Origin of the sequence: Glaciecola punicea (assembly GCF_001756615.1) — a bacterium.
In the GTDB taxonomy this organism is placed as follows: domain Bacteria; phylum Pseudomonadota; class Gammaproteobacteria; order Enterobacterales; family Alteromonadaceae; genus Glaciecola; species Glaciecola punicea.
The window spans coordinates 68,488-92,389 of record NZ_LZXY01000002.1; the positions used below are offsets into that span (position 1 = coordinate 68,488).

The 23,902-nt window shown below is 43.0% G+C and carries 23 protein-coding genes and 1 pseudogene; 10 read left to right on the top strand and 14 right to left on the bottom strand.

Annotation, left to right across the window (positions count from 1 at the left end; all coding sequences use genetic code 11):
* Positions 1-69 precede the first annotated feature (69 nt).
* Both BAE46_RS02535 and BAE46_RS14235 read left to right on the top strand, forming a co-directional pair.
* Positions 70-1,116, top strand: coding sequence for an NAD(P)-dependent alcohol dehydrogenase (locus tag BAE46_RS02535; protein ID WP_006007437.1), 1,047 nt, complete (start codon positions 70-72; stop codon positions 1,114-1,116).
* A 96-nt stretch (positions 1,117-1,212) separates the two neighbouring features.
* Positions 1,213-1,407: pseudogene (locus tag BAE46_RS14235) on the top strand (NADP-dependent oxidoreductase); the annotation flags it as partial.
* A gap of 142 nt (positions 1,408-1,549) precedes the next feature.
* On the opposite strand, the gene BAE46_RS02540 reads toward BAE46_RS14235, so the two are convergent.
* The 8 genes from BAE46_RS02540 to rppH form a co-directional block, all read right to left on the bottom strand.
* On the bottom strand, positions 1,550-2,932 hold the full coding sequence (locus BAE46_RS02540; protein WP_006007438.1) for an NAD-dependent succinate-semialdehyde dehydrogenase: 1,383 nt from the start codon (positions 2,930-2,932) through the stop codon (positions 1,550-1,552).
* Between the two features lie 191 nt (positions 2,933-3,123).
* Positions 3,124-3,765, bottom strand: a complete 642-nt coding sequence (locus tag BAE46_RS02545) for an SDR family oxidoreductase (RefSeq protein WP_006007439.1) — start codon at positions 3,763-3,765, stop codon at positions 3,124-3,126.
* A 58-nt stretch (positions 3,766-3,823) separates the two neighbouring features.
* Complete coding sequence (locus tag BAE46_RS02550) at positions 3,824-4,231, bottom strand: MAPEG family protein (RefSeq protein WP_070111681.1); 408 nt, start codon at positions 4,229-4,231, stop codon at positions 3,824-3,826.
* Between the two features lie 429 nt (positions 4,232-4,660).
* A complete protein-coding gene (locus tag BAE46_RS02555) occupies positions 4,661-5,512 on the bottom strand; it encodes a thymidylate synthase (RefSeq protein ID WP_070111821.1) in 852 nt (283 codons plus the stop codon).
* Between the two features lie 59 nt (positions 5,513-5,571).
* The gene (gene lgt, locus BAE46_RS02560; RefSeq protein ID WP_070111682.1) at positions 5,572-6,429 is read right to left on the bottom strand and encodes a prolipoprotein diacylglyceryl transferase; all 858 of its coding nucleotides are present in this window, start codon (positions 6,427-6,429) and stop codon (positions 5,572-5,574) included.
* 4 nt (positions 6,430-6,433) lie between these two features.
* A complete protein-coding gene (locus BAE46_RS02565; RefSeq protein WP_006007451.1) occupies positions 6,434-7,240 on the bottom strand; it encodes a sulfite exporter TauE/SafE family protein in 807 nt (268 codons plus the stop codon).
* Positions 7,241-9,535 carry a phosphoenolpyruvate--protein phosphotransferase gene (ptsP, locus tag BAE46_RS02570; RefSeq protein ID WP_070111683.1) on the bottom strand — a complete coding sequence of 765 codons (2,295 nt, stop codon included), beginning with the start codon at positions 9,533-9,535 and terminating at the stop codon, positions 7,241-7,243.
* A gap of 94 nt (positions 9,536-9,629) precedes the next feature.
* Positions 9,630-10,166: an RNA pyrophosphohydrolase gene (gene rppH, locus BAE46_RS02575; RefSeq protein WP_040521140.1), complete on the bottom strand. Its 537-nt coding sequence runs from the start codon at positions 10,164-10,166 to the stop codon at positions 9,630-9,632.
* A gap of 84 nt (positions 10,167-10,250) precedes the next feature.
* Between rppH and mutH the strand changes: the two genes are divergently transcribed.
* On the top strand, positions 10,251-10,919 hold the full coding sequence (mutH, locus tag BAE46_RS02580; protein WP_006007458.1) for a DNA mismatch repair endonuclease MutH: 669 nt from the start codon (positions 10,251-10,253) through the stop codon (positions 10,917-10,919).
* A 20-nt stretch (positions 10,920-10,939) separates the two neighbouring features.
* Here the strand turns inward: mutH and BAE46_RS02585 are convergent, their stop codons facing one another.
* A complete protein-coding gene (locus BAE46_RS02585; RefSeq protein WP_244884975.1) occupies positions 10,940-11,863 on the bottom strand; it encodes a virulence factor BrkB family protein in 924 nt (307 codons plus the stop codon).
* A 312-nt stretch (positions 11,864-12,175) separates the two neighbouring features.
* Here BAE46_RS02585 and metJ point away from each other — a divergent pair, with 312 nt between their 5' ends.
* The 4 genes from metJ (at position 12,176) to BAE46_RS02605 (ending at position 15,260) form a co-directional block, all read left to right on the top strand.
* Positions 12,176-12,499: a met regulon transcriptional regulator MetJ gene (gene metJ, locus BAE46_RS02590; RefSeq protein WP_006007462.1), complete on the top strand. Its 324-nt coding sequence runs from the start codon at positions 12,176-12,178 to the stop codon at positions 12,497-12,499.
* A 305-nt stretch (positions 12,500-12,804) separates the two neighbouring features.
* Complete coding sequence (gene pip, locus BAE46_RS02595; protein ID WP_006007466.1) at positions 12,805-13,776, top strand: prolyl aminopeptidase; 972 nt, start codon at positions 12,805-12,807, stop codon at positions 13,774-13,776.
* A gap of 23 nt (positions 13,777-13,799) precedes the next feature.
* Complete coding sequence (dtd, locus tag BAE46_RS02600; protein WP_006007468.1) at positions 13,800-14,237, top strand: D-aminoacyl-tRNA deacylase; 438 nt, start codon at positions 13,800-13,802, stop codon at positions 14,235-14,237.
* Between the two features lie 120 nt (positions 14,238-14,357).
* Positions 14,358-15,260: a bifunctional GNAT family N-acetyltransferase/hotdog fold thioesterase gene (locus BAE46_RS02605; protein ID WP_006007470.1), complete on the top strand. Its 903-nt coding sequence runs from the start codon at positions 14,358-14,360 to the stop codon at positions 15,258-15,260.
* A 27-nt stretch (positions 15,261-15,287) separates the two neighbouring features.
* Here the strand turns inward: BAE46_RS02605 and BAE46_RS02610 are convergent, their stop codons facing one another.
* The gene (locus BAE46_RS02610; protein WP_070111685.1) at positions 15,288-16,136 is read right to left on the bottom strand and encodes a substrate-binding periplasmic protein; all 849 of its coding nucleotides are present in this window, start codon (positions 16,134-16,136) and stop codon (positions 15,288-15,290) included.
* Positions 16,137-16,843: 707 nt separating this feature from the next.
* On the opposite strand from BAE46_RS02610, the gene BAE46_RS02615 reads away from it, so the two are divergent.
* Both BAE46_RS02615 and BAE46_RS02620 read left to right on the top strand, forming a co-directional pair.
* Complete coding sequence (locus BAE46_RS02615) at positions 16,844-17,539, top strand: alpha/beta hydrolase (RefSeq protein WP_083256790.1); 696 nt, start codon at positions 16,844-16,846, stop codon at positions 17,537-17,539.
* A gap of 90 nt (positions 17,540-17,629) precedes the next feature.
* On the top strand, positions 17,630-18,793 hold the full coding sequence (locus tag BAE46_RS02620; protein ID WP_006007478.1) for a 1-acyl-sn-glycerol-3-phosphate acyltransferase: 1,164 nt from the start codon (positions 17,630-17,632) through the stop codon (positions 18,791-18,793).
* A gap of 32 nt (positions 18,794-18,825) precedes the next feature.
* On the opposite strand, the gene rpoH is transcribed toward BAE46_RS02620, so the two are convergent.
* The 4 genes from rpoH to ftsY form a co-directional block, all read right to left on the bottom strand.
* A complete protein-coding gene (rpoH, locus tag BAE46_RS02625; RefSeq protein WP_006007479.1) occupies positions 18,826-19,683 on the bottom strand; it encodes an RNA polymerase sigma factor RpoH in 858 nt (285 codons plus the stop codon).
* A gap of 439 nt (positions 19,684-20,122) precedes the next feature.
* Complete coding sequence (ftsX, locus tag BAE46_RS02630; protein ID WP_006007480.1) at positions 20,123-21,100, bottom strand: permease-like cell division protein FtsX; 978 nt, start codon at positions 21,098-21,100, stop codon at positions 20,123-20,125.
* A complete protein-coding gene (ftsE, locus tag BAE46_RS02635) occupies positions 21,097-21,780 on the bottom strand; it encodes a cell division ATP-binding protein FtsE (RefSeq protein ID WP_006007481.1) in 684 nt (227 codons plus the stop codon). Before ftsE ends, ftsX begins: the two co-directional genes overlap by 4 nt.
* A 92-nt stretch (positions 21,781-21,872) precedes the next feature.
* The gene (gene ftsY / locus BAE46_RS02640) at positions 21,873-23,243 is read right to left on the bottom strand and encodes a signal recognition particle-docking protein FtsY (protein ID WP_425307089.1); all 1,371 of its coding nucleotides are present in this window, start codon (positions 23,241-23,243) and stop codon (positions 21,873-21,875) included.
* A 16-nt stretch (positions 23,244-23,259) separates the two neighbouring features.
* On the opposite strand from ftsY, the gene rsmD reads away from it, so the two are divergent.
* The gene (gene rsmD / locus BAE46_RS02645) at positions 23,260-23,889 is read left to right on the top strand and encodes a 16S rRNA (guanine(966)-N(2))-methyltransferase RsmD (RefSeq protein ID WP_051987355.1); all 630 of its coding nucleotides are present in this window, start codon (positions 23,260-23,262) and stop codon (positions 23,887-23,889) included.
* Positions 23,890-23,902 lie beyond the last annotated feature (13 nt).

Below are 23,902 nucleotides of genomic sequence, written 5' to 3' on the forward strand. Positions count from 1 at the left end.
GATTAGGACAGCGCTACTATGCTGTAGCGTTTTTATTAGTTTATTTTTATACACAAGAGAGGAACATATATGTCTAAAACAGCAGCTTATGCCGCAAAATCTAACGATGGAAAAATGGCACCCTATTCTATTGAACGACGCGATGTACAATCAAATGATGTTCAAATAGAAATTACCCACTGCGGCGTTTGCCACAGTGATTTGCACGCTATCAAAAACGACTGGGGTAATTCTAAATATCCACTTGTACCGGGCCATGAAATAATTGGTACCGTTAAAAAAGTAGGTTCAGGCGTTACAAAATATAAAGAAGGCGACACAGTAGGGGTGGGTTGCTTAGTAGACGCCTGTCTAAGCTGCGAGGCCTGCGATGAAGATTTAGAACAGCATTGCCTAGGACAGCCTACGATGACCTACAATAGTCAAACCGATGATCCCGGCGGTCTTACTTACGGCGGCTATTCACAGAGCATTGTTGTACGTGAAGAATTTGTGCTAAAAATCCCCGAAAATCTTGACAAAGCAGGTACCGCACCTCTTCTATGCGCAGGTATTACCACCTATTCTCCCTTGCATCAATATGGTGTCAAAAAAGGCATGACGGTAGGTGTTATTGGCTTAGGCGGCCTTGGGCACATGGGCATTAAATTGTCTGCTGCTATGGGCGCACATACCGTGATGATCACCACGTCAAAAACCAAAGCCGATGATGCCAAAGAGTTAGGCGCCGATGAAGTGCTAGTATCAACCGACAAAGACGCCATGCAAAAATGGGCAGGTAAATTCGACTTTTTGCTCAACACGATCCCAGTAGGACATGACGTTAATCCCTATTTAAACTTACTTAAATATAACAAAACCATGTGTTTAGTTGGCGCTATCGAACCTTTAGCAAACGTCAATGGCGCGATGCTGGTGACGGGCCGCAAGGCAGTGGCCGGCTCACTAATAGGCGGCTTAAAGGAGACTCAGGAAATGCTTGACTTTTGCGGTGAACATAACGTAGTAGCGACTATAGAAGAAATTAAAATGAGCGAGATTAATGACGCATTTGAACGTATGCAAGATAACGATGTGCGCTATCGTTTCGTCATTGATATGGCGACCTTAGATTAAGCCAAAACTGTTGACGATGTCTGTATTTGACCATCTAGATATATACAAGCATCGTTAATGTTATCGCTACCTACAAGCCAAAAAAAGGAGAACTAGATGCCTATAACTTCTCGCCAGTTAACACTTTTCTCGCGCACTTAGGGCGCGCCCACCGACAATAACTTCAATTTAAAAGAAGTCAACTTACCCAGTTTGAAGAAAGCAGAAGTGCTACTTCGAACTGTCTACCTGTCGCTTGACCTTTACATGCAAGGCCGCATGAGTGATGCAGAATCTTACGCGAAGCCCGTTAAAACAAGCTGATACATTAAAATATCCTGAAAACTCCTATTCGGTGCGTTTAGGATCTACTACTATTTTACTTCGGGGACATGTATGAAAAAGCGCTCAATCTGCAATGAGCGCCTTTTTCTAGCTTCGCGAAAAACCCAGGTTATTGCGTATTTGTTATCATAACGGCTTTAATATTAACAAACTCTTTAATGCCAAACCCCCCGTGTTCGCGACCATAGCCACTATTTTTGACGCCGCCAAAGGGTAAATTTGGATGCGCTAAACCATAACCGTTTATGTTAATCATGCCTGTGTTGAAATGCTTAAGCGCAAGTTCAACCGCTTTATCTTCATCCCTAGAGAAAATGCCACCGCCTAGACCGTAGCGCGAATCGTTTGCGATCCTCATGGCGTCTTCATCATCTTGGGCTTTTATTAACGAAGCGACGGGGCCAAATAACTCATCGTCATAAGCAGGTGTGTGCGGCATAACATTTTCTAAAATAGACGCTGGGTAAAAGTAGCCCTTTCCTTCTGGTATTTCACAACCGCACACTATGGTAGCACCGCCGGTAATTGATTGGCTAACTTGGTCGTGGAGTTCGTCGCGCAAGTCTTTTCTTGCCATGGGTCCAAGGTCTGTATCGTCAGCTTTTGGGTCACCAAACTTGATATTTTCCATTGCTTTTTTAAAGCCTTCTTTAAACTCATCGTAATTCTTTTTGGTGACTATAAAACGCTTTGCTGAAACACATGTCTCACCGTTGTTTATGACACGGCCTATTACGCAAGTTTCTATTGCGAGGGGTATATCGGCATCATCCAACACAAGGTAGGCATCATTACTGCCAAGTTCTAATACTGTCTTTTTGGCGTATTTAGCCGCTTCTTGTGCAACAGACTTACCGGTTTCATCGCTGCCGGTAAAGGTCACACCCATTATTTTGCCATGCTTAATGAGCTTACTGGCCGTTTTACCATCCACAATTAAAGACTGGTAGGCATATTCTGGAAATCCAGCATTTTCGTAAAGCGTCTGTATTTTTTGCGCCATCCCGAAGACGTTAGACGCATGCTTCATCACTGTTGTATTGCCTGCCACCAAATTTGAAATACTATATCTGATGACTTGATACAGAGGAAAATTCCAAGGTTGGATTCCTAATATGACGCCGATAGGCTGATAACTAACAATTGCTCGACCAGGTTCGTATTCGCGTTCTTCGTTTGCCAATTGCTGTAATGCGTTCTGCGCGGTGAACTTACAAATAGCGATACATAGCGCCAACTCTTGCTTACCTTGGGCCTTAATTTTACCCATTTCATCCATCATAAGTTGAAGTATCTCGTCGTGGTTTTTTTCAATCTCGCCGGCTAATGCTAATGCGAGTTTAGCGCGCTTTTCAACGGGCACTAATTTCCACTCTTCAAAGCAATTGTGTGCATTTTCAATAGCGTTCTCACACTCCTGTTGAGACATGAGGGTATATTCTTCTAGAATTTCTTCTGTGTAGGGATTGATCGTTTTTCTTGTATTGCTCATTAGTTTATTTCACCTTAATTTGTCTTAGACAATGTCTATTTGCAATTTTAGCGCCACTTTTTACGCAGTATAAAATTTCCTAGGTCATTGAATTTAATAGTAATAACTCAAACTGAATATTGATACTCAATTAAGCTGACGCAAATGGTGAAAAATTTTCAAACACCTATGTGATTTTTACGCGTTTATTTTTATTTCTGGTCAAACACGTCAGCCAGCTCTTCACTACCGTTGAAAAGTTCAATAATTATGTTTTTCTTAGCTTCATTTTTTACACAGTAAAGCAAGGCATTAGCAACGTCGGCGCGCGTTATTTTAGCATCACCGTCGTTACATGGTCGCTGATGAGTGAATTTGCCTATGGCATCATCATCGGTCAATGCACCAGGACGAATAACGCTGTAGTGCAATTTGCTGCGTATCAAGTGCTCATCTGCCATATGCTTAGCCACCAAGTAAGGTTGCATTTCTTCAGGGCCTTCAATAGGCGTATCAGCGCCTATTGAACTGACCATTACAAAATGATTGACATCACTTGCTTTGGCATAATCTACTGCTCGACACGCAGACCCTAAATCGATAAGCAATGTTTTTTCAGCGCCGGTGCTTCCACCCGAGCCAGCAACGAAAACAACATCGCTACAGTGCTTAAAAGCATGACTGAAATCGTTGGTTAAATCGGTTTCTATAATATGTAAGTTTTTATTATTAATATCCGACAGCTTACTTTTATCTCTCACCAGTGCAGACACTTTTTGCCCATCGTTGAGCATAAGTTTGGTGAACTGCTTGCCAATTTGACCGCTTGCGCCAATAATTAATGTGTTTTTCATCACGTTGATTTCCTTTTAATTGTGTAAGATGATAATTGGGCGTGTTCATTGCTCAATATTAAACTAAGTCAAACCCCAGAAGCACCAGCATAATGACATTAGCGATAACGCCAATTAGGAAAAAATAGCTTCTTGGGCTGGGGTTTTTCTCTGTTGCTATTGCGTAATATAGTGCCATGTGGATAAGCCTAGCGACCAAATACACCCATACACAAAGTGTAAAAGCGGTGCTTTGAGAACTTACCATAGCGGCTAAAAAAACGCTGCCTATAAAAAGAGGACTGTTTTCAAGGGTGTTATGAAAGGTGCGATGGGTTCTAAACACAAAACTGCCGTGAGATAAATCATCGTCTAATTTTCCTGGAGTAACATTTGGCTGTTTAGCTTTGCTAAACGTGGCCACCGCCCACTGAATAAGTATCATGAGTAAATACAGGTAAAATGCTAGATATGTAAGGTAGGGCATTATTGTTTCTCTTTCATCACAGCTTGTGTGAAAAACAGAAGCAATATACACGCCTAAGTTAACCTACTAATATGTATGCTTAATTCTAAAGTCAGTACCGCAGGCTCTGTAATAAGTACACATTACAATATAAACTTTACCGCGTATTTAGGTCGCTATGAGATCCACCCATTTTTAGCGCCATCTTACTGATTCAACATTAGTTTGATACAAGCAATGGACAAAAAGGCAATAGGTATGCAATTAGTCGCTACATCCAGCCGCAAAAAAGTAACCATAAAATGATACTGAAAAAATTTATTAGCCTCTTTTAAGCAAGTACCATGGGTGTCACAAACGGCGATTCGAGTATATTGAGCGCTAACACACCGCCTACACAGAATAAAACGTTGCAATCGTCGCTCCACTGAGCATAACTATCAGTGGCAATCAAACCGCGAAGGGATATGAAATGGGCGCGTGGCATGCATAACCTTCAAGTGCAAAGTCACTAGTGCTTACCCATGTTTCAATATCTTTTAAAGACTTTATATCTGGGTTTATATGCAGGCGTGGCATTGCATATGGCGCTCGTTGAAGCTGCACGTTCTGCATCATTTCAAGCTGGTTTTCATAGATGTGAGCGTTTACTATTTTATGATAGACCTTGCCTGCTTTATGCCCAGAAATTTGGGCCATTAGGGCTAACAATACAAAGCACTGCGGCATATTGAAGGTTAAACCAAGGGGCACATCGCAGCTGCGCATGTAGCTGGTTAAATGCAAAGTATCACCTAATAAAGAGAAGGTGTGGGTGTGCATGCAGGGGCGCAAACAGCCCAAATGAAACTCACCTGGGTTATAGAACGTCAGAATTTCACCGCGGTCATCAATACCCCGACTTAAGTTACTAACAATCTTTTGCAACTGGTCAAAATGCGTGCCGTCGGGCCTATGCCATTGCCTTCCCTGCACACCATATACTCTTCCCATATCATCTGTGCCTTTGCGCGCAGAATTGGCTAGCCACGCGGTATTTTCATTAGCATTAGCGTCCCACGTTTTGCAGCCTATTGCCCTGAAACTGGCGGCGTTATCGTAGCCTCGTAAGTATCCAAGTAGTTCGGCAATTGCCGCTTTGTAGTAGCACTTGCGGGTGGTAACAAGCGGAAAAGCGTGGTTGCCTACATCGTATTCTAAGTCAGCATTTATGAGCGTTAAGCAACGAATGTTGGTGCGTTTATTCTCAACCCACTGGCCTTCGTTCAGAAGCCTTTGGCATAAGTCTTCGTATTGGCTAATATTAGCCGAGTTGGGCAATTGTTGCGTGCTCATAATACTAATCCCTTACTTTTTAATGGTTACTTTCCAGGCTTTTTATCTGCGCTTTTAGTCTTGCCTTTTTTGCCAGGCACTAACGCAGGTAATGGTCCTATCATGCCACTTTTGTTGGCGTAAATGATTAAGGCTATGCCGGCTAATATCATGGGAATACATAATAATTGACCTTGGGTTAGGCCTATATCATACACGCCTAAGTGCGCGTCGGGCTCACGGTAGAATTCAACAATAAATCTAAATGCACCATAGCCTAACAAGAACAAACCACCCACCGAACCAACAGGGCGTGGCCTGACTGAGTACAACCATAAAATAACGAACAGCAGTGCGCCTTCTAAAGCAAACTCGTACAACTGAGAAGGGTGACGGGGGTTTTCTGCACCTGGGAATACAAATGCCCACCACACCGTGGTTTCACGCCCGTAAAGCTCGCCGTTTATGAAATTACCAATTCTGCCGGCCCCTAATCCAATGGGCACTAAAGGTGCGATAAAGTCACCTACCGCTAGAAAAGACCACTGCTTCATTTTTGCAAATATAAATGCCGCAGCGATAACGCCCAAACAACCGCCGTGAAAAGACATACCGCCTTCCCATATTTTGAACAAATATAGCGGATTTTCTAAAAACGAAGAAAAACTGTAAAACATGACATAGCCAAAACGACCACCTATTATTACGCCCAAAAAACAGTAAAAAAGCAGGTCACTTAGCTCGTCTTTGTTCCAAGGAGTACGGGATAGTCTTCTAGAGGCAAGCCAGTACGCAGCGGCAAAGCCTATTAAATACATGAGCCCGTACCAGCGAAGCGCCACCGGGCCTATCTCAAAGATAATAGGATCTATAATTGGGAAAGTAAGATAGGGTTGTTCGCTCATATTTTTATTCTAGTCCTATGATCATACGAATACTCACCAGTACCAGAAATACTGCGAAAATTCTCTTGAGTTTTTTAGTGTCTAATTTAGCAGTAAGTTTAGCACCAATTCGCGCTGTGATCATAGACGTGATAGCAATACCGAAGGTGGCAGGTAGATATACATAGCCAAGTGAATAATCAGGCAAGTACTCCTTATTGAAACCCGAGTAAATGAAGCTTACGCTGCCAAAGCTGGCTACTACCACACCGCATAAAGCAGCGCAGCCAATGGCTTTTTTAATGTTAATTTGAAACCACACTAAAATAGGCACCAGAAGTGCGCCGCCGCCTATACCCATGAGCGCACTAATAAAACCGGTGCCAAGACCAATTAGCCCAAGCGACGGTTTACCTAAGGTAGAACTTGACACCTTATTACGCCCAAATATCATTTGCAAAGCAATCACAATAACCAAGCCAGCGAATATTCGCTGTAGCAGCACACCAGAGATCTTAGTTGCAAAAAAAGCGCCTAAAATGGCACCTACTGCAATACCCAAAGCGCAGTAAGTCACGATGTACGTGTCTATATTACCCAGTTTCAGATGGGTTCTGGCCGATGACAAACCCGTAAAGATGACGGTGGAAAGCGAGGTCGCAATCGCCATGGGCATAGCATGCTCTATATCAATATTGAGTAAATGCTGTGCCATAAACAAAAACGCAGGCACTATTATTAAGCCGCCACCAATTCCTAAAAGCCCGGCAAATATGCCGACTATCGACCCTAATACCAAACAAAGTAGGAAGAATATAATAGCAACATCCATTTAACTGCCTGCCCTAATTAAACCTGCTAACTGCTTGGTTTCTAAATAATCGTTTATTAAGCTAATGACGTCTTGCTGTGTGTCTTGACGCAGTAAAACATTGAGAAGCCCCTGCATATGAGAAATATCGGTGTTGCGCAACACCCAGTTTATTTTGCGTAAACTATGTGCGTTCATGCTTAGCTTTCGATACCCCATGGCAAGCAAAATAACCGCACCTGCCGGCTCACCGGCTAGCTCACCGCATACTGTCACCGGAATATTTGCTTTATTGCTCTTTGTGACAATTTGCTGCAGGGCATTTAGCACCGACGGATGATAACTAGAATAGAGTGACGATACGCGTGGATTATTTCTGTCGACGGCTAACAAATATTGGGTTAAATCGTTCGTACCCACAGAGAAAAAGTCCACATGTTGCGCTAACTGCTCTATTTGAAATATAACTGCGGGTACCTCTAACATCACGCCAACTGCCGGTTTAGACAGTAATTTACCCTGATCGTAAGCGTCTTCTTTAACTTCTAAAAACGCTTGCTTAATTAAGCGTTTTGCCTCTACCACTTCACTGATACATGAAATCATAGGTAACAAAATATGCAGATTAGACAGTCCTATACTGGCGCGCAGCATCGCTCTTACCTGCACTAAGAAAATATCGGGGTGATCTAGCGTAAGTCGAATACCGCGCCAGCCTAAAAACGGATTATCTTCAACAATAGGAAAGTAGGAAAGCGGTTTGTCGCCGCCTACATCTAGCGTACGCATGGTAATTTCTTTACTAGGATGCGCACTTAATAAACGATGATATAACGCATATTGCTCTTGTTCAGATGGAAAGCGTTCTCGCATCATAAATGGAATTTCAGTTCGATATAAACCGACCCCGTCGCCTTGTAAGAACTGCTCCATTTCAACATTCGCAGACAAGCCTGCGTTCACAAGCAGTGAAATACGCTTGCCGTCTAGGGTAATGCTAGGCTTATCGGCCTGTGCTGTAACTTTACTTTGCAGCACTTCTTCTTGTGCTATGAGTGCTTGAAAATCAGCGCGGTTATTTTCATTCAGGTTCAGTACAACCTCGCCCGAATACCCGTCTAAAAATAGCTCTTGGTCATTTAGAATATTGAGCGATATTTTATGCAAACCCATAACCGCAGGCACGCCCATAGCGCGCGCTAATATAGCAGCATGGCTGTTGTTTGAGCCTTTAATTGAGATGATACCAGCGAGTAAATGTCTTGGAAATTCCGCTAGCATAGGCGCACTTATTTCGCGCGCAACTAAAATATACTTTTCATGATCTGGTTTGTCTTTATTGAGTAAAAACTGCTGGTTGCTGTCACCTACAATATTCCTCAAAATACGGTTAGATAAATCTATAATATCAATCGCGCGCTCACGCATATACGAGTCGCTCATGCGCTCAAACTTAGCGGCGTAGCTTTCAACCACTAGTTTTAACGACGATGCGGCATCCCAGCCCTCGTGTATTTTAGCCTCTACTTCACGCCCTAAACTGTTGGCGTCTAACAGTTGATGATAAAGTTGAAAAATAGCGCTTACATCTTCTGGAATATTGTCTTTTATTTGGTCTGATAGCCGGTCTACCTCTGCGCGCGTTATCTCAACCGCACTTCTGTAGAGGGAAACTTGCGTTTTAGCGTCGCCCGACTTTTTCGCCACCCATTGTGTGAGATCGTGCTTTGCATTGTAGGCAACACCGCGCCCAATGACTAAACCAGGCGAACCAGGAATACCGTTAACTACACGCGACTCGTTTATAAGTACCTTATTATCAAGGTTTAAATTACCCAGTGTTTCAGCGGTCACAATCTCTAATGCAATTTGAGCGGCTAGGGTGATTAAAAAGGCCTCTTCGTCTTCGCTAAAACGACGAATACTTTCTTGCTGCATCGCAATAACACCCAGTACTTTTCGCTGATAAATAATAGGTGTGCCAATGAAGGCATGAAATTTTTCTTCTTTTACCTCTGGGAAATGCTTAAACTTTGGATGCTGTGGCGCATTTTCGATGTTAATCGGTTCTTCGCGGTCGCCTACAAGTCCTATCAGGCCTTCATAAAAACCAATTTTTACTTTACCCACAGCTTCAGGATCAAGCCCAACAGTGGCCACTAAACTGAGCTCTTGCTTAGCGTAGTCGGTTAAATAAATAGAACATGAGTCTACGCTCATTGTTTCTTTTACCATTTCGACTAAGCGCATCAATGCAGGCTGTAGGTCGGGTATTTGACCTACCTCTTGAATGATTTGCTTAAGGGCAGTAAGCATTGTGTTCCTTACGATAAAATAAATAACGACGAGACGTGTGCAAACATGCTGACTCTGCAAGCCTTACACCAACTATTGCAGCGTGTGCTAATCGCTAGGTTTTGGTGTGTCTATGCTTATTTCTATTTCGCCTTGGCGGCAAAGGGGTGCACTTAGTGATTGGCATAACAAAAGGCATAAACTCCTTCATCATTCGTCTATATACGTCGCGTTTAAATGACACGACATTACGTATAGGATACCAGTAACTTACCCAACGCCAATCATCGAATTCAGGATGTCCGGTCGCCGCTAGGTCTACATCAGACTCTTTGCATGTGAGTGAAAGTAAAAACCACTTTTGCTTTTGACCAATACATACCGGATCGGTACCCTTGCGCACAAGCCGTTTAGGCAGTTTATAACGCAACCAACTACGTGACACTGCCTCAATTTTTACGTCTTTTTGTGTCAAGCCAACTTCTTCGTTGAGCTCTCTATACATTGCCTCTTCGGCAGTCTCGCCCTTGTCAATTCCACCTTGCGGAAATTGCCATGAATGTTGGCCATATCGTCTGGCCCAGAAAACTTGTCCTGATTTATTACAGATTATGATGCCAACATTCGCGCGGAACCCTTCGGTATCAATCACTTAGATTACCTGACGCGGTTATTTTTTGATATACTTTCATTCTTTCATATTCTTAGCCTTAATCAAAGTAATTGTTGCCGTTTTATGAAAATACAAGCACCCCCAACATCACAAGAAGACCTATTAATGCGCGCGCATCGGCTGGCGGGGCTATGTCTTGCGGATGTGGCTAGTGAATTAAAGGTAAACGTGCCGCACAACTTTAAGCGCCACAAAGGTTGGAGTGGACAGCTTATAGAATGTTATTTAGGCGCCACCGCAGGCAGCAAGCCCGAACAAGACTTTGTTGAATTAGGCATAGAGCTGAAAACCTTACCGCTTAGTTATGCGCTTCGCCCTTTAGAGACAACCTACGTGTGCTATGCGCCGCTGCGACATATGATGGGGGTAACTTGGGAAACCTCAAACGTACGTAATAAACTGCAAAAAGTACTGTGGATACCCATTCAAGGCGAACGTGATATCCCCCCTGGTGAGCGCATTATCGGCTCACCTATTTTGTGGCAGCCCAGTGCAAAGCAGTCTTTGCTGATGCAGCAAGACTGGGAGGAGCTTATGGATATGATATCCTTGGGCCAAGTGGAATCTATTACCGCGCGCATTGGCCAAGTACTGCAGCTGAGACCTAAAGCAGCAGACGGAAGCGCCCTCACCGAAGCAATCGGCAACAACGGTAGTACTATTTTAACGCGGCCTCGTGGCTTTTATTTGCGCAAAGAATTTACGCAATCGGTGCTCGATGGCGCTTTTTAATCACCGCCTCCAACCGTCATTTAGCTTTGCGTATTAACTGCATTTTCCGTATTTTCCGTATTTTCCAAAGAAGGTTCGTTATCACCGCTTTCACTAACGGGTGAATAAGCAGTCCCATCGTCGCGCGATGCCTCTTCTTTTTCAAAGGCTTCACAGGTCATCGTCACGCTATAGGTAAATACTGCGCCAAGCAGCACCACTATCCACAATAAATACACCCATACAAATAAAATAGGAATGGTCGCTAAAGCCCCATATATAACTTCGTAAGACGGAAAATTAGAAATATAAAAGGCAAAGCCCTGCTTGGTTACTTCAAATAGTGCAGTGGCCAACAAAGCACCAAATAATGCGTATTTTGCACGTACATGCCGGTTAGGAACTATCATGTATAAGAGCATGAAACAGCCTATAGCGGCTAGCCAAGGCACCAGCGCAAGTGCTGCAGTGCCAAAACCAGGCGTATAGTCGTCGGCAAACGTGGCTAAACTGCCTAAATAAGAGCTAACCGCAATACTCACACCTATCAACAAGGGTCCTAGGGTGATCACCATCCAATAAATGGCAAAGGTAAAAATGATAGGGCGCTCGTTTTTGGTTTTCCATAAATGGTTAAACGCTTTGTCTATGTTAGATATAAGCATAATTGCAACCACCAAGAGAACAATAATACTGGTTGCGCCCATACCTGAAGCATTGCCTACAAAATCAGTCATATAATTTTGCACAACGTCACCTGCGGTGGGTACGAAACTGCTGAAAATAAGTTCTTCAAATTCCTCGCGGATCTCTTCAAAGGCAGGAAAGGCAGACATCACCATAAAAAACACCATGACTACTGGTACCAGTGACAGCAAGCTTACGTAAGCTAAGTGCCCTGCCGTTATCGTGATTCTTTCGCCCATTAAGTCTTTAGCAAAATTAATCGCAATTGACCTCAACATTGGCATTTTTCTTTTCCCGTAGCCTTTAAATTTATGTAACATTTCCACGTCGCTCCAAAAGACTCTATAGCCTTAAGACCAATAATTTGCATTAATAATGCACTGAGCATCACAAATGTCCTAATTTCTATAATCTATATCTTAGCAAACTAAGGCCCAAAATACATGATACAGCAAGGCTTACAGCATTATTTACAAAATTCCACAGTGAAAATTGCGCGATAGACGTCAAGCAATTTAGACGTCTATATTGACCTTTTCGCTAGACCAGTTAGACTTTTACAATGATTGAACCCACATAACGATAAAAAAATGGCGCAATGGAACGGTAAATATATTCACCCTTATGCAGAGCATGGCAAAAAAAGCGAGCAGGTAAAAAAGGTTACCGTGTCAATTCCTATAAAGGTACTGCAGGTGCTGACTGACGAACGCACGCGCAGGCAAATGAATAATTTGCGTCATGCCACTAACTCAGAACTATTATGCGAAGCTTTTTTACATGCGTTTACCGGTCAGCCATTGCCCGATGATATCGATTTGAAAAAAGATAATAAACATAGAATCCCCACTCAGGCGAGAAATATTATGCTACAGATGGGCATTGATGTGGCTGAAATAGAATCTCAAGATTAATTATTGCACTAAACTACGCTAGGGCACGATCAAACTCCTGCTGCGCTTCTTTTTGTGGCTCTTGCGTATATTGTACTCTATCAACAAGAATCACTCGCTTTTCCACAGATCAAAATATTTATCTATAATTGCAGATACGCAAGCTATTAACAAAACAGCTGCCGCGGCGGGTAATAAACGTTTGTGAAACATAGCTTTCTTCATACACAATGATTCAGTAAAGGAAAATAGTCACTTTTTTATTTTTAAACGTAATATATAAGTTACGATAATAGATATCCGGTTAAAGAAACAAGGAATTAACAATGTTGGACGGTATAAAATCTCTTAAAACATTTAAATTCGCAACCAGTGACGGGCACACTTTACACGTTGAAGAGTCGGGCAGTCTGTCGGGTATTCCTACACTTTTCATACATGGCGGCCCGGGCTCGGGTATTGGCCAGAATTATTTTTGGCCATTTTTGAACGGCGAGCACAGGCTTATCGCTTTTGACCAGCGCGGATGCGGTAAAAGTCAGCCCTTTGGGTCTCTTGAGAACAATACTACCGCGAAATTAATCGAAGACATTGAGGCATTAAGGGAGTTTTTTAATGTTGATAAATGGCTTATCTTTGGTGGGTCATGGGGCTCAACCTTAGGCCTAGCGTATGCAATTGCCCATCCAAAACGCGTTTCGGGCTTAGTGCTGCGCGGTATATTTCTGGGCAGGCAGCAAGACGCCAACTGGTTTACTAGTGCCACCCAAGGCGCAAGTCAAGTATTTCCTGAAGCGTACAGTGAATTTGTAGCTGACTTTACAAAAACTAATCCACAGCCCCAGCAAGACGAGCAGTCTTTATGCCGCTGGTATTTAGAACAGCTTACCCACAACGATGAAAGCGTAAGACACCGAGCCGCTTCGGCTTGGTTCAATTGGGAAGGTAGTATCTCGACGCTTAAGCAAATGAAAATGCCCATTATAGACTGTGCCTCAAACCAGCAAGTATACTCCTTGGCACTACTTGAGTGTTACTATGTGGTAAACGGGTGTTTTATGCCCGCTAATCATATCCTTGAGCAGGCACATAAAATACAAGAAATACCGGTGTATATAGTACATGGTCGCTACGACATGGTATGTAAATGTGCATCAGCAGTAGAGTTGCACCAGGCCTTACCGCATTCACACTTAACCATCGTAGAAGACGCAGGTCACAGCGGAACCGAAAAAGGCACCAGCAAAGCCTTAGTGAGCGCTCTTAAACAAATAAGAGCATTACTGAAAAAAAATTGAGCCATTGGCTAATCAGGAACAGTATGATAGGACTAATTCAGCGCGTGAGAAGCGCGAGCATAAGTGTCAATCAACAGAGCATAAGCAGGATAAATATCGGGATATTGTTACTGCTTGGCGTAGAAAAAAACGACACCAATATTGAGCTTGAAAAATTAGCCAAAAAAGTCGCTAATTTACGAATATTCAGCGATGCAGAAGGAAAAATGAATCTTGACTTGTTGACGGTAAACGGCGAACTGCTGGTGGTATCTCAGTTTACTTTGGTGGCTGATACTGCAAAAGGAAACCGCCCCGGGTTTTCCAATAGCGCACCACCAGCATTAGGAGAAAGCTTATACAACGACTTTATTACCCATTTTAGCAGTACATATAGCCCCTGCAAAAGCGGTCAGTTTGGTGCTAATATGCAAGTTGAATTAATAAATGATGGCCCCGCCACATTCTACTTAAAGGTGTAGGAACTTGGCGAATGAACAGCCATTCATACACTATCAATAAGCTATTGATAAAATATGGTTTACCCTTTTTAAAGTTGTCTTGCTTATCTACAATCTTAAAACGTCAATAAGGAATGCACAGTGTTTACTATTAGCGCGCCTATTAGCGAAGAAGAACTTCAACGTTATTTCCATTTTCGGTGGACATGGCTACACGAACCTTTGGGGCACCCGCCTGGCTCTGAAAAAGATGAATATGACACCGTTAGCGAACACAGAGTCGTAAAAACGGGCGCCGGTGTCATTGTGGCCTGCGGCCGTGTGCACCTTAACAACAGTGACGAAGCACAAATTAGGCACATTGCAGTAGTTGAAGCGTACAGACGAAAGGGCGTTGGCCAAATCATTTTAGACGCGCTAGAACAAGTATCAAGAGACTTAGGCGCCAAGCGCGCTGTGACTAATTCAAGGGCGTCCTCAATTGCGTTTTTCAGTGCCCGCGGCTTTGCTATTGCAGAAAATGCACCCGTTGATTCAGGTAAACTTAAACGTAAACAAATGCTCAAAAATTTGGTCGAGAACAATGTTCTTATGTTACATCCTAAGTGGTGTCGAGAGCTACAAAATACATGGCACGACCAAATTCCTATCACCGAACACATGGGCATTAAGCTGCATCAATATACCATGCGCACAATAGAGACTAGGGCTTCGCTAATTAAAAACATTAATCTTCACGGCACCATGTTTGCAGGCAGTGTCTATTCATTAGCGACGTTAACAGGCTGGGGGATGCTGTTTTTGCAACTCAAACAAAAAGGGCTTGAGGGCGAAATTGTGCTTGGTGATGCCAGTATTCGCTATCATAAACCGCTTAGCAGTAAACCGCGCGGCATTTGTAATATTGGATCGGTCGCAGCCAAGTTTGAACTCCTTAAAATTGGCAAGAAGTGTCCCGCTTCACTGCGCGTCGATATTTTTGACGAGCAAGAAGCGGTGGCTGAGTTTTCTGGGCAGTACTGGATTTTACCCAGCGCTGAGTAATGACTATCAATTAAATTGGCTAAACACTTAGTAAGCGTATTCAGTTAGTAAGTCTTGATACCCTGAACTTTCTTTGGTGCTTTGCAACTCTTCATTAAATGATTCAAGCTGCTGCTGTGAAAAGCCTTCACGACTGAACATGACATAAACATTGCCCGTTTGAATAATAATGCCCTGTGCCACGATTAACTCAGACAAGGCCTTGCGTCGTAGTAATGAGGCGCCTACAAAACTGTCTTCTAGAAAACCTGCAATATCTTCGTCTAGCAGCCTTGCTACATTTATCTCGCCCATTATGGCATTTTCAAATAGGCCAGACGTGTCAGGATCATCGAGCAAGTTAGACACTTCTGCGCCATATAGGTAATCGGCAACGATGCCTATAGTGCCGCCGTTGGCAACAAACTCGCCCAAAGATTCGTGCTCAGCTTGCGCCTTATCATTTTTTCGAATGTATAGAGAGAATTCTTCCACTCGGTAAGGGTCACTAAAAAATGCGAACTGCTGCCTTGCTTCAGTTTTCGACGCACCCAGCAAGATATCAACATCGCCTTTTTCAAGATCGGCTAGTAGGTCGACCCATGCGCCTTGTTTATACCTTAATTCACAGCCTATATTTTTAACAACGCCTGAAATCAATTCAATGTCTAAACCCGCTACTCGGCCGCCTACATCGACGTACTGATAAGGTTCCCATGCGTCAAAACCCAATACCAGGCTGCATTGCTGTGCCGCGCTGGTTTTGGTGTCCGCTGAGCTCATTTGGTCGATTGGTCGATTTACTGGCTGCTTTAAGACTTCAGCAGCTTCATTTTGCTCACTCGCAGGTGAGCAAGCCATTAACAGGAAAAAAAAAGGTAATAGTCGTGCTTTCATAAACAATGCTCCTTTAACATAAACTAAAGTATATAATAAAAGCGAGTTTCTTATTTCTTTCAACATATATTTTACAAATTTGATAGTTATTTATGCTTAACAAGTACGTCTATCTAACATGCGGACGCTTGATCACACTCAAAATTAGACAAATCCGGCAATAAGGAATTGAGACTAAGGCGGGGCACTAACATTACCAGTACCAAGTAATTCCCAACTGAATCTATTGTGTGCGGTAGTGGTTATATTTGACCTTAACATCAAACTGTTGAGTTTGGAAAAAGACGTTTCCAGTGCTTTTTTCAACAAACCACACTCCCGTATTTTCGACACCATCAGTGTAGACTCGCTCTTACCAAAGTGGGCTTATGCCCTTCACTGGGCTGCAGGGGTGGACACAAATTTACTGTGGTCATAAGCCACGTTTAAAACCGCGATTAGTTCTTGTGACTTTAGTGTCTTGGCGCGCGTGAAGAAGTGTGAAGAAGCGTGAAAAATTTAACGTTTCAATAAAAACTATTATCTTTTTTTTAACATATCTTTATATTAGCTTTAGAATAATCGCAGGCCTGCTTTTGTTAGAGCAACGTTGCAGCCATGAACCTAGATGTGAGGATAAAAGTATTCAAAATGTAATTTACACTCTATTAGGCATATATCTTTTAGGATTCGCGCTGCTGTATGTGTTTCAGCGAAACCTACTGTATATGCCAACGCCAGTTTATAGTCACAATTATGAAGAACTTAGTCTACTAAATGAGGACGTGACTGTTCAGATTATTGTACTTAATCAAGGTAACGATGAAGCTCTTATTTACTTTGGCGGCAATGCAGAGCCGGTTATCGCAAACGCACAGGATTTCTCGTCTACGTTTGGCAACAAAACAATATACTTGGTTAATTATCGCGGCTATGGCGGCAGCTCCAGCAAGCCGACACAAGCAGGTCTATTCTCAGATGCGCTAGCGGTGTTTGATAAAGTAAAAACGCAGCATTCGCAAGTCGCCATTATGGGCAGAAGTTTGGGCACAGGCGTGGCTATATACGTAGCTGCCAATAGAGTAGTAGACCAGTTGGTATTGATAAGCCCATACGACAGTATTTTAGCCGTTGCGCAAAACAGCTTTCCTATTTACCCTGTATCACTTTTATTAAAAGACAAATATGACTCTGTGGCTTTAGCAAAACACGTTAACAGCCAAGTATTAATTATTGTCGGCGCACAAGACAAGCTCATTCCCAACAAACATAGCCAGACGCTAGCCAGTGCTTTGGCGCTTGAACCAGCAAGACTAATTGTAATTCAAGCAGCGGGGCATAATAATATTTCACAGTTTCCAATTTTTTACCAAAGTATAAGTACTTTCTTTGACGAATATAAACGACAAACATCTCATTATTGACTACACTGTTTCGAAGTTTATTAATAATAAAAATGCGGCCATTAGCCAACATGGCTGCCATTATAAAATTGACGAAGTAAAATCTCATACATGACATCCAAATTTGACAAAATCAGGCCATATAACAACGATGACTTACCCTCAGTATTAAGCTCGTTGGTAAGCAATAAAGAATTTATTGACACCTTAGTCAGGTTTCAATTTGCAAATAGACCTGCCTTTATTAGCCCAATACTGGCATTTTTAATGAAACAGTTTGTCAGCAGAAAGCTAGACAAAGTGAATACCTTGGTCGATTTTCAGCGCTTAGTTGAGCCGTATATGAAAAAAATGATCAAGAATACAACCACTTCTTTAAGCGTTTCTGGCTTAGAAGGCTTAGACATATCCAAACCTTGCCTATTCATAAGCAATCACCGAGACATTGCATTAGACCCCGCATTTGTAAACTGGGTGCTGCACATTAACGGCCAAAACACGGTTCGAATTGCTGTGGGCGATAATTTATTTGATAAAAACTGGGTGGCTGAGTTACTTCGCTTAAACAAATGCTTTGTGGTTGAACGTTCAGTAGAAGGCAGGCGTGAGAAGCTAAACGCCGCTAAGCTACTAAGCGAATATATGCAACAATCGCTGCAGGTAGATAAACAGCATTTGTGGATCGCTCAGCGCGAAGGTCGCGCCAAAGACGGCATTGACAAAACCAATCCCGCTATTATTTCGATGCTTACTTTGCATAAATCAAAATCCACAGAATTTAGCGAATATGTGAATAATTTAAGAATAGTACCGGTATCAATTTCATACGAATTCGACCCCTGTGACGCCAATAAAGCAAAAGAGCTTCAGCAGTCAGAAAACGAAGGCGGCTACGAGAAGCCTGATAATGAGGACATGCGCAGTATTGTTAACGGCATTACCGGCAGAAAAGGCAAAGTGCATGTGCATTTTGGTAAGTTGGTGGGCAGTCAATTCTCTAGCGCCAAAGAAGTTGCCACTTTTATTGACTCAGAAATTCTCAATGGCTATCAAATTTTTGCTACATCAAAGGTTGCCTTAGATTTACTCAACGCTAAACAAAGCGAAACTAACGCTTTAGCTGATAGTAAAAGAACTGCATATAATGCTGAATACAAAGTAGCCTATAATTACCTCAATAATAAGTTAATGTCGCTGAACCCAAGTGAGCAACATAAGCTACTTCAAATGTATGCAAACCCGCTTTTGAGACAACAACAAAAAAGGGCCCGCTAAGGCCCTTTTTTGTATGAAGTATGCAAGAAATACTAAGCGTACATCGCCGCCTGTAGCTTCTTCATCGCGTTCTTTTCAATTTGACGAACTCGCTCTGCAGACACCTGATACTCATCGGCTAAATCTTGCAGCGTAAGTTTGTCATCAGATAACCAGCGAGTTTCAATGATGTGCTGACTACGTGTATCAAGCGTTCGAATGGCTGAATATAAGCGATTCGACGCGGCGCTGTCGATGTCAGAATTAATGACGGATGTTTCAACATCAGTACTTTGGTCTTCTAAATACTGAGCGGGGCTAAACGAAGCCGACTCGTCATCGTCGTTGCCTAAGTCAAAAGCGGTGTCTTGACTGGCCATGCGCGACTCCATTTGCAGTACTTCTTTTGTGCTGACGTTGAGTTCTTCGGCCACCTTCTGCACTTCTGCATGCGTAAACCAACCAAGACGCTTTTTCGCTTTACGCAAATTGAAAAACAATTTACGCTGAGCTTTAGTTGTCGCAATTTTAACGATGCGCCAGTTTTTCAACACGAATTCGTGAATTTCAGCTTTAATCCAATGCACCGCGAATGAAACCAGTCTCACGCCTACATTTGGGTCGAAACGCTTAACCGCCTTCATTAGGCCGATATTACCTTCTTGGATTAAATCGGCTTGGGGTAAACCGTATCCTGCATATGACTTTGCAATATGTACTACAAAGCGTAGGTGCGACATAACTAATTTACGCGCTGCCTCTAAATCTTCGTTTTCAAATAAACGAACTGCCAATGATTTTTCTTCTTCTGCCGATAACATTTTTATACTCGACACAGCCTGTACGTAGCTTTCGATACTGCCGCCATGAGAGACCGTTAAGGCTAAGGATGATTGAATGTCGTGGTTCATTGTTACCTCTTTGCTTTGTACTGCTTGAATTGCATTATAAATATTATGTTAGCTATACGACCTAATGATAAGCCTTAAGTTCGGCATAATAGTTTGAAACTTTATTTATCTAATAAGTGATTGGGATTAAGTATGTAAACTCAAACTCCAGTTAATTTTAATTATATACCTTTACAGCAAAAAGTAAGCAATTAATTAATTAAACTAAGTTAATAGTGCTAACGCCACGCAAGAACTTCATGGCGTCGATAAGCTAATTTGCTGGCACACATGCTGCGCATGAAGTTTAAAAACACCTTGTATGCACTCGTACGCTATGCATTAATAAAATAGAATATTCAATGATCAGTCACAAACTATGATGAATATATTTGCCAGAGAGCCAGTTTTTACGCTGCAAAAAGAAATCTTTGCCTAACAATTTATATACCCCATTTACTTACTTCGGCTCAATCTCGTCAACGTGCTTTTGTACAGATAAAAACGAGCCTAGCAATCCCAAAAATACTGACAGCAGCAGCATAAATACCAGTGCCTGAATATTTAAGCCCGTAATATCTAGCTGAATTTGATACTGCTGCATAAACGCATCTAGGCTCCAGCCAATCCAAATAAGAATGCAGGTAACCGTGACCCACGCCATAAGGCCGCCTAATAGACCAAACCAGAATCCGGTATACAGAAATGGCCGCTGAATAAACGCGTCGGTGGCGCCCACTAGCTTCATAACCAGTATTTCGTCGCGTTTGCTGAGTATATTTAGCCTAATAGTATTACCAATTATGAGCACTACAGCAAAAAATAGCAGTGTGGAAAGCAAGTAAACAAGCTCTTTAGCTATTGATAGCAATCCGTACAAGCGCTCTAACCATTCTATGTCAAGCTTGCCTATGTCGACCTCGCGCTCTTTACGCAGTTTGTCGAGTAAATCTGCGGCGGCTTTAGGGCTAGCGTGTTTAGAAGTGGGGATCACTAACACCACCGGCGGAAACGGATTTTCATCTAAGTAATCGAGCGCTTCGCCTAAACCCGACAAACGCTGAAACTCTTCTAAACCCTGCTGCGATGACACAAATTTAACGCTGTTAATTTCATTCCAACTGCTTAAACGGCCTATAAGCTGCTGAGCTTGGGTGTCGTTAACGTCGGATCGTAAAAACAGGGATATTTCAGAAGCCTGCTGCCACTGCTCAGTTACCTGCTCGGTATTTTCAACCATAATATACAGGGTACTTGGCAGCGTTATACTAAAACCCAGCACACCAATAGTCATGAGCGATGCAAAAGGCATACGATAAAGCTCGCCTAAGCTGTTAATACCTTGGCGAAAATGGTCGGCGAAAAACATAAAAAAGCGTTGCATCACGCTCACCTTGTGGCTGCTCGCTTGCTGGCGTCCTCTAAATAACAGGCTCATGACCAACCGCCCTGCTGCGATAGGCCGTCGGTGATCATGCGCCCACCTTTAAGGGTGAGGGTTCTGTATTTCATACGCGCTATTAGGCCTAAATCATGGGTAGCGATAAACACCGACACACCGGCGCTATTAAAATCTTCGAATAAACGAATAATTTCCATTGAGAGCTTCGGATCTAGGTTACCGGTAGGTTCGTCGGCTAATAACAAAGGCGGTCTGTTAACCACCGCGCGGGCAATACCAACGCGCTGCTGCTCACCGCCTGACAGGGTAATAGGCAAGCTTTTCGTCTTATCGCGCAGGCCTACCATTTCAAGCGCCGCGTCTACTCGCTTAAAAATCGTTTTGCGCGTGTGTCCTTCAATAATTAAAGGTAGCGCAACGTTGTCAAACACTGACTTTCCCATCAGCAGTTGGTGGCTTTGAAAAATCATGCCAATGTCTCGGCGAATATAGGCAACTTGCTTGCGCTTTACCTTACCTAAGTCATGCCCATTTATTAGTACGCGGCCCACGTTAGGGCGTTCCATTAAACTGATAAGTTTGAGTAGCGTGCTTTTTCCTGCGCCTGAATGGCCTGTTAAAAAGGCCATTTCACCTTGTTCAACATGGAAATCAACCTTGCTTAGGGCCTGCTGACCGCCAGGATAAGTTTTGCTCACTTCTTCAAACTTTATCATTGTGCACCTTGGTTAATAAAACGCTTGATGGCTAAAGAGCAACATCACGCAAACACATATGAGGCCCGCTAAGATGACTTACAGCAAGGGAATCACTCAGAAAACAATGCTTCTACGAAAGCTTTTGACTCAAACTCTCTTAAGTCGTCTATGCCTTCGCCAATGCCAATGTAACGAACGGGAATGGCGAATTGGTCAGCTAAAGCAAAAATAACGCCGCCTTTAGCAGTGCCGTCAAGTTTGGTTAAGTTAATCCCGGTTATACCCACCGCTTCATTGAATATTTTCGTTTGGCTAATAGCATTTTGGCCCGTACTTGCGTCTAAGGTCAGCATAATTTCGTGTGGTGCATGGGGATTGAGTTTTTTCATTACTCTGACCACTTTTTTGAGCTCTTCAATCAGATGGTCTTTGTTTTGTAAGCGGCCCGCAGTGTCTGCAATTAAAATATCAACCTTTTTTGCACTTGCCGATTCAATGGCGTCGAATATGACCGACGCACTGTCAGCGCCAGTATGCTGCGCTACTACGGGAATATTGTTACGCTCACCCCACACTTGGAGCTGCTCAACGGCTGCGGCCCTAAAGGTGTCGCCAGCCGCCAACATCACTGTTTTACCTTGCGCTTGAAATTGTTTGGCTAGCTTGCCGATAGTGGTTGTTTTACCCACACCGTTTACACCCACCATTAAAATAACGAAGGGGTGTTTCTTGCCCTCGTCATCCTTGGCTATACTAAAATCTATTGGCTTGTCTACTTTATCTAAAATAGTTTGCATCTGTGACTGCAGCAGCGCAGACAATGCCACGCCGTCTTTAAGCGATGAGCTTTTAGCATTTTTGGTTAATTGGCTAATAATTTTAGTGGTGGTGCTCATACCAACATCAGCCAAAAGCAACTGTGTTTCAAGTTCTTCAAAGAGCTCATCATCAATGGTTTTACCAAGTAATAGGCCGCTAAAACCACTGCCTATGGTATTTTTAGTTCTAGACAAGCTCACTTTTAAGCGTGCAAAAAAACTAACTTTGGCGCTTGCGTCTATTGTTTTTGCTTGCGGTTTCACGACAGTGCTAGCGTCTAATTTTTCTGATTCTGCATGGACATTTGATTCAGGAAGCGAAACTTCTTGTGCGCGCCCAGATACCCTTGCCTCAGCATCTGGTGATATATCATCCACAGCGTCCTTTGTAGCCTTTTTTCCTGAAGCCTCTACGTCGCCTTTGTGCTCTTTTTTGTGACTACCATGATCTTCTAAAGCCCGCGCAGAATCGTCGCTATCCACCTGCTCTTTGTCACTAAGGAGCTGTTCAAGCGCTAGTTCTTCTGCTTCAGTCTTCGCTAATGAGTCGGCGCTGTCTTGCTTTGGCTTGTCTTTTTTAAACCAACTGAATAATTTTGACATCTTTGTGTACGCTTCGCTGTTTAATTGTTGATATACTGAGGCAATCCATACTTTAATCATACCATTTTGTTAGCCTATGTCACCAACACACAAGTGCAGAAAACCGTCAAGCGGGGCCAATCGCGCTAAAAATGTCAAAATGAGCCGTGGTTTAGTCCGCATTATTGCCGGTGAACATCGAGGCCGGCGACTTCCCGTGCTTGTGCATGAAGGCTTACGCCCAACAGGCGACAGAGTGAAAGAAACACTGTTTAACTGGCTTATGTCGTCTATTAACCAAGCCACTTGTTTAGACATGTTTGCCGGCAGTGGCAGCCTTGGAATAGAGGCGCTTTCGCGCGGCGCCGCACATATCGTATTCATTGAAAACGACAGAGTTGTTGCTCAGCAAATTAGCGATAACCTAGCCACTCTGCGAGAAACAGATAAGGCAGATGTTGTAAATGCTAGTGCATTAAGCCATGAGTTTACCAGCGCGGCAATTAAACAGTTTGATATAGTATTTATCGACCCTCCTTTTGGAAAAGAGATGGTGGCCAACAGCATCGATAGGCTTGTAAGTGAAAATATGCTGGCACAAAATGCCTACGTGTACATAGAAACAAGCCACAACGACAGCTACGACTTACCGGCCCAGTTTTGTTTGCTCAAAGAGCTTAAAACCAGCCAAGTAAATGCCCGCTTATATCAGCTAGCTGCCAACTAATTTTAAAATAATT

Coding starts and splice junctions, on each gene's coding strand:
- BAE46_RS02535 (WP_006007437.1), top strand. CDS start 70: ATGTCTAAAACAGCAGCTTATGCCGCAAAATCTAACGATGGAAAAATG.
- BAE46_RS02540 (WP_006007438.1), bottom strand. CDS start 2,932: ATGAGCAATACAAGAAAAACGATCAATCCCTACACAGAAGAAATTCTA.
- BAE46_RS02545 (WP_006007439.1), bottom strand. CDS start 3,765: ATGAAAAACACATTAATTATTGGCGCAAGCGGTCAAATTGGCAAGCAG.
- BAE46_RS02550 (WP_070111681.1), bottom strand. CDS start 4,231: ATGCCCTACCTTACATATCTAGCATTTTACCTGTATTTACTCATGATA.
- lgt (WP_070111682.1), bottom strand. CDS start 6,429: ATGAGCGAACAACCCTATCTTACTTTCCCAATTATAGATCCTATTATC.
- BAE46_RS02565 (WP_006007451.1), bottom strand. CDS start 7,240: ATGGATGTTGCTATTATATTCTTCCTACTTTGTTTGGTATTAGGGTCG.
- ptsP (WP_070111683.1), bottom strand. CDS start 9,535: ATGCTTACTGCCCTTAAGCAAATCATTCAAGAGGTAGGTCAAATACCC.
- mutH (WP_006007458.1), top strand. CDS start 10,251: ATGAAAATACAAGCACCCCCAACATCACAAGAAGACCTATTAATGCGC.
- BAE46_RS02585 (WP_244884975.1), bottom strand. CDS start 11,863: ATGTTGAGGTCAATTGCGATTAATTTTGCTAAAGACTTAATGGGCGAA.
- metJ (WP_006007462.1), top strand. CDS start 12,176: ATGGCGCAATGGAACGGTAAATATATTCACCCTTATGCAGAGCATGGC.
- pip (WP_006007466.1), top strand. CDS start 12,805: ATGTTGGACGGTATAAAATCTCTTAAAACATTTAAATTCGCAACCAGT.
- dtd (WP_006007468.1), top strand. CDS start 13,800: ATGATAGGACTAATTCAGCGCGTGAGAAGCGCGAGCATAAGTGTCAAT.
- BAE46_RS02610 (WP_070111685.1), bottom strand. CDS start 16,136: ATGAAAGCACGACTATTACCTTTTTTTTTCCTGTTAATGGCTTGCTCA.
- BAE46_RS02615 (WP_083256790.1), top strand. CDS start 16,844: ATGCCAACGCCAGTTTATAGTCACAATTATGAAGAACTTAGTCTACTA.
- BAE46_RS02620 (WP_006007478.1), top strand. CDS start 17,630: ATGACATCCAAATTTGACAAAATCAGGCCATATAACAACGATGACTTA.
- rpoH (WP_006007479.1), bottom strand. CDS start 19,683: ATGAACCACGACATTCAATCATCCTTAGCCTTAACGGTCTCTCATGGC.
- ftsX (WP_006007480.1), bottom strand. CDS start 21,100: ATGAGCCTGTTATTTAGAGGACGCCAGCAAGCGAGCAGCCACAAGGTG.
- ftsE (WP_006007481.1), bottom strand. CDS start 21,780: ATGATAAAGTTTGAAGAAGTGAGCAAAACTTATCCTGGCGGTCAGCAG.
- ftsY (WP_425307089.1), bottom strand. CDS start 23,243: ATGATTAAAGTATGGATTGCCTCAGTATATCAACAATTAAACAGCGAA.
- rsmD (WP_051987355.1), top strand. CDS start 23,260: ATGTCACCAACACACAAGTGCAGAAAACCGTCAAGCGGGGCCAATCGC.